This is a genomic window from Thermaurantiacus sp. (genome assembly GCF_053487655.1).
The window spans coordinates 1-5355 of record NZ_JBRCLD010000060.1; the positions used below are offsets into that span (position 1 = coordinate 1).

Here is a 5355-nt window from a genome sequence, read left to right on the forward strand (position 1 = left end):
ATTGGCATCGAGAAAGCCCAGCGGCTGGCCGGGCGAGACGGACTCGATCCACAGCGCGACCTTGGCGAGCTCCACCGCCATGGGGTTGCGGTCCACGCCGTGCACGCAGCGCGCGACGACATCGCGCATCGCGGCGTTGTAGTCAGGCGCATCGGGGTTCCGCAGTTGCGCCACGCGGGTGGCCATGCGCCGCGCGGCACCCAGCAGGAAATGGCCGGAGCCGCAGGCGGGATCGATGACTTTCAGATCCAGGATGGCATCCACGCCGCCCTCTACCTCGGCGCGGTCGAGCACGGGGTTCAGTGCGCTGTCGAGCAGGCACTGCACCAGGCTGTCGGGCGTGTAGTAGCTGCCCGACGTCTTGCGGGCGTTGCCCTTGGAATCAGCGCGGCCGAGGAAGGCGAAGCTGCGCCCGCCATCTCCGCGGGCCGGCACCAGTTCGAGCAGGCTTTCATAGACGCTGCCCAGTTCCTCGGTCGCCATGTCGCGCCAGTTGATGCGCATGCGGCGGCCATCCTCCACCAGCCAGGCGAGGCGGAAGGCGGCATCGAGAAAGTGGCGGTTGGCGATCTGGGCCCTGTCGAGATCGGGGGTGAGGGCGCGGTCGAAGAGGCCGCCGAGCGCGGGCAGGCCGAGCTGCTTCTCCCCGCGTTCGAGCGCACGGAAGACGATCTTCAGCGTTTCCCAGGCGTCATGATGGTGATCGCGCGCCGAACGGCGGCTGGATCGATCGCGAAGCCAGGCGAAGCCATAGTTGTTGGCATAAAGCTCCCTGACGGCGCGCGGGGTGCCGGGGCTGTGGAGCAGGTCGCGGTCTTCGGCGACGCCGAGGAAGATCAGGCGATAGACGACCCGCAGCATCTGTTCGAACAGGCGCGGAAGGGGGAGTTCGCCCCGGTCCAGCCGGTCCCGCAAGCTGGGGTTGGCATCGAGCAGGCCCTGGCCGAGGGCAAGCAAAGCTGCCTCCACATTGCCGCGCAGTTTCTCTCGGGCGGCGGTGCCGGCGCGCTGGCCGGCCTCGCGCCAGCGTTCCAGCGCGCAATCGCTGGCCGGCGCCCCTTCCGAGCCGAAGCGGCTGGCGTGGATGAGCAGCCAGAGCGCCGTGAAATCGGCGAACATGTCGTTCCGGAAAATGGCGCCCAGATCCGCCTCGATCCAAGCCGGGCGGGTGAGACTGGCGTTGTCGCGCATCAGGCGGACGCGATCGCCGGCGAAGACCAGGCCCCACTGAACCTCCGCATTGGCGTTGAGCCAGTCCTGCAAGAGAACGGTTGGGGAGCGGCGCTGGATGCGGCCTTCTTCGCCATCCCCGAACTCGGGAAGCGCCCGGGCGAAGCCATCGCCGGCGCGGCCCTTTTCCGGAGGCGCGGGCGGGGCGACGACGATGGGCACACGGCCGCCCTTCCCTTCCCAGGCGATCAGGTAGCGCCGGTCCTCTCGGCGGTGGTGGTGCGGGCCGGTGAGGCTGAAGCCGAACGCCTGTTCGAGGAGATCGCGCGCGAAATCGGCGGTCTGCGCCATGGTCGGCTGATCGAGGCGCGCGTAGCCTTGCCAATGCGCCTGGGCGATGCGGAAATAGCGGGTGATCTCGTCGCGCAAGTTGGTGCCCTTGGGGCAGCCATAGTCGGCGGCGAGTTTCTGATCGGGCGCGGCCGAGGCGATGGCGACGATCTGATCGGGGGAGATGAGGCCGCCTTCGATCGAGAGGGCGGCAAAGCCCATGTCAGCCGCCCGCCTGGAGGCGCGCGACATCAGTTCAGCTCCGGCAGCAGGACATAGAGGCCGATGATATCGGGGGGCAGGACGGGCGTGACTTTCACGGTGGCACCGCCGCCGGCGGCCTCGGTAAGGCGTTGATGGTCGTAGGATAAGGCCTCGCCCCGCTGGCGGGCGAAGGCCTCGATGGCGGGCGTGTAAGCTGAGAGGCGCTCGCGGGCGGCATCGATCTGGCGGGTGCGGGCCTTGTCTTCGAGATTGCCAGAGGCTTCGGCTTCGAGCAGGACGAGAGCTGCCTCAGCCTCGGCACTCGCAGCGTGGCAGGTGCCGGCAAAGGCGATGGCGGTGGCTTCTTCCGCAAGCAGCAGGCGATTGGTGCGACCGCTGGTGACCAGCTTGTAGCGCAAGCGCAGCAGCAAGAGCGTCGTCATCTGGGTGACGGCGCGGGTGCGCCACACGCCGGCCCGGCCAAGTGCGCGGCCTTCGGCGGCCTGCGGGTCGAGCGCGCCTTCGGCCAATGTTTCGGCCAGCGTGGCCACAATAGGGTGGACCCGGCCGACATGCATCACGCCGGGCAAGGGATTGTCCTCGAAGCTGATGCGGCGCGTGCCGGTGAGGCCTCGCTGCTCGAGGCGCTCGCGCATGGCTTGCGGCAGGGAGTCGAGGTGGATGAGCGAATGGGTGCATTGTGCCTCGAGTGGGGTGCCGAGGCGCTTGAGCGCACGGCTTGTGAAGCGGGAGACTTCGGCGGGGCCGCCATTCAGGGCGCGCATCTTCTGCCATTCGGGCAGTACCTCAGCGGGTTTCAGCGCGCCCTGTGCGTAGCGGGAACGGCTGGTCTTGGCGCCTTCGGAGCAGTCCCGCCACAACCGTTCAAACTGCTCGGCCTCAGGGCCGAAATCGAAGGCAAGCTGACTGCGGGCGCCGCCGCCACGGCGGAGCAGCACGGCCTGCATGAGCGCTGTCGTGATGCTGGCCTGGTCTTCGGGCATGGGCACGGAGACGCCTGTCGCTTTCTCAATCTCCCTAGCCTTGCGGATGATGACGTCCAGAACGGCGCCATCGATGGCGCTGTTGGCACCATACATCATGATGGCGCGGACCACCTCGGCTTGCTGGCCAAAGCGGTCGACCCGACCCTCGCGCTGCTGGTGGCGGGTGGGGTTCCAGCTGAGGTCGTAGTGGACGACGGTGTCGAACAGGGTCTGGAGGTTGATGCCCTCTGACAGGCAGTCGGTGGCGACCAGAATGCGGCTCTCATACGGCTCGAGGGCGTCGACACGGGCACGGCGGTCATCAGGCGCCAGCGTGCCCGTGACGACCTCGACGTTGGCTTTGGGGAAGCCGGTGCGAAGCAATTCGCCCAACATCGTCGCGGTGGCGATGAAGCGGCAGAAGATGACGGGGCGGGCACCTTCGGCAATCAGGGGGTGCAGTTCGGCAAGCAGTTTCTTGACCTTGGGATCTTCCGCGCGCCGGGCGTCGAGAGCCTGGGCCATGTCGATGAGCGCCTGGAGGGCCGACGCCTCCTCGCCCTGTTCGCTTGCCGTTCCCGGCTCGAGATCGGTTTCGTTGAACGTGCCGTCCTCCAGTTCGAAGACCACCGGCTCGACCGCCTCCTCATCGGCGAGGCCGCCCAGGCGGTTACGCAGGGCACTCAGTGCGGCGGCGGGAGATGACCCAACGCAGCGCATGAGCGCGAGCGTGCCCCATAAAGCCAGGCGGCGGCGCTGGTTGTCGCCAGCGCGGTTGGTCACTTCGAGGCAATAATCGAGCACCGCCTCCTGGAAGGCCGCGAAATCGCCGGTGAGAGTGAAGGGCGCTTCGAGGGAGAAGGGCTTGGCAAAGGTCCGCTTTTCTTCCCAGCCTTCCTGGATGTCAGGACGGCGGCGCTGGACCAGATGCTGTGCCAGGCGGCGCGCATAGCGTTCGCGCGCGTTGGTGTCACCAGCCTGTGGCCCGCCGGCGAGGTCGGGGTGCACGAGGCCAAGGAGGCGGTCATAGGCGAGGACATCACCACTGTGTGGGGTCGCCGTCAGCAGCAGCATGTGGCGCTGCGCATCGGCGGCGAGGCGGCTCAGCAGTTCGTAGCGCTGGTGGCGGCCGCGCTCGCTGCCAACGCAGGTGTGGGCTTCATCGACAATGACGAAGGGCGGGCAAGCGCGGGCAAAGTCATCCCGCCGGCTATCGGCCTTGATATAGTCAAGGCTGACGACGGTGTAGGGATAGGCTTCGAACAGGCTCTGGGAAGTGGGGAGGCCGCGTTCGAGGCCACGGGCGCGGGCAGCGGTGACGGCCACGGCGTCGATGTCGAACTTCTCACCGAGTTCGCTGACCCATTGGTCAACGAGGTGCGGTGGGCACAGCACAGCGAAGCGATCAACAAGACCGCGATCGAGCCATTCGCGCAGGATCATGCCGGCTTCGATCGTTTTCCCGATCCCGACGTCGTCCGCGATCAGCAGCCGGGCGATCGGCAGCTTTAGGGCCATCATGAGCGGCACAAGCTGGTAGGCGCGGGGTTCCACGCCCAGATGCGCGGCGCTTCGAAACGGCCCGGCACCGCGGCGCAGCGACAGTCGCAGGGCATCGGCCAGCAGCCTGGCGCCATCCTGAGTGTCAAGCCGGTCTGCGGTGGGGGCGGAAAAGCTGGCAGCAGTGATCGGCGTTGGTTCGAGGGCCGGGACGATTAGCTGGGCATCGTCATCCGTTCCCGACAGAGGGCGCACATTGAGCAGGTCTTCGGACGGCGAAGGCAGCACGATCCATTCGCGACCGCGCGCCCGCACCATGTCGCCCGGCGAGAATTTCAACGCACTCATTGCGTTACACCCAAGGCGCTGATGAGCGCAGGCGGTGGCTCAGCACCCGGCTGCGCATCGAGCGAAACGATATCGAGAATGCCGACCGCTGATGCGGCGGCTGTCAGCTCTTCAGATGCTCCGCCCGGTACCGCCAACACGCCGTGCGAAGGCCAGTACAATTCATGAGCGGCCCCGTTGAGCGTTACTGGTGACGGGGTCGGCATCCCCCACCTTGCCAGAGCCGCCACCCACCCGCTCTGATGCACGCTTGGGCCTTCGTATATCAGCCTAGCCTTGGTCAGCCGGCACAAGAGGTCGATGACATTGGGCAAGCGGCGATTGATCAGTTCGTGGTCGGGCTGGTTATAGTAGGACAGGATGCAGCGGTAGCAGCCGGCGACGCATGGATCGTCGGTTTCGACCATCGCGTCTGCCGCGAAGGGTGGCTTGTAATGCATGAGCTCTAGGCAAGCGTGTGCGACTTCGGCGACCTTTTCCGGGTCGGAGACAAGGCGGTTCAGCACGCCCGCGCCTCCCTCGGTCGCTTCATAGAAGAGGATAACGTTGCGCTGGTCGCGGGTGGGCAGGGGTTCGCCCAGAATCTCGCCCTCCTCGAGCTCGAAGACGAGCTGAATGCCGCGCACGAACGCATGCTGCAGCGTGGCCATCTCGTCAACCGACAGGGGTTGCGCGGGCTTAAGCAGCAGCGCGTTCTTGTGATCCTGCACCATGGGCACGATGCGCTGTGGGGGAGCCTCGCCCGGATCGCCCATGCCGTCGTCATCCTCGCCGTTGGCGGGATCCTTCAGCCAGCGCCCGGAGTTCGGATCGATAG

Annotated in this window: 3 protein-coding genes; all 3 read right to left on the reverse strand. The window is 66.9% G+C overall.

All coding sequences use genetic code 11. From position 1 onward, the window contains the following. Nucleotides 1-1752 (reverse strand): DNA methyltransferase (locus tag ACWIQA_RS06575; RefSeq protein WP_448582270.1); only part of this gene is annotated, 1752 nt, incomplete at its 3' end. After that, nucleotides 1752-4538: a DEAD/DEAH box helicase gene (locus ACWIQA_RS06580; protein WP_448582271.1), complete on the reverse strand. Its 2787-nt coding sequence runs from the start codon at nucleotides 4536-4538 to the stop codon at nucleotides 1752-1754. The genes ACWIQA_RS06580 and ACWIQA_RS06575, both read right to left, overlap by 1 nt. Beyond that, nucleotides 4535-5355 (reverse strand): DUF1998 domain-containing protein (locus ACWIQA_RS06585; RefSeq protein ID WP_448582272.1); only part of this gene is annotated, 821 nt, incomplete at its 5' end. The genes ACWIQA_RS06585 and ACWIQA_RS06580, both read right to left, overlap by 4 nt.

Excerpts from the sequence above, each read along its gene's own strand:
- ACWIQA_RS06580 (WP_448582271.1), bottom strand. The coding sequence starts at position 4,538 with ATGAGTGCGTTGAAATTCTCGCCGGGCGACATGGTGCGGGCGCGCGGT.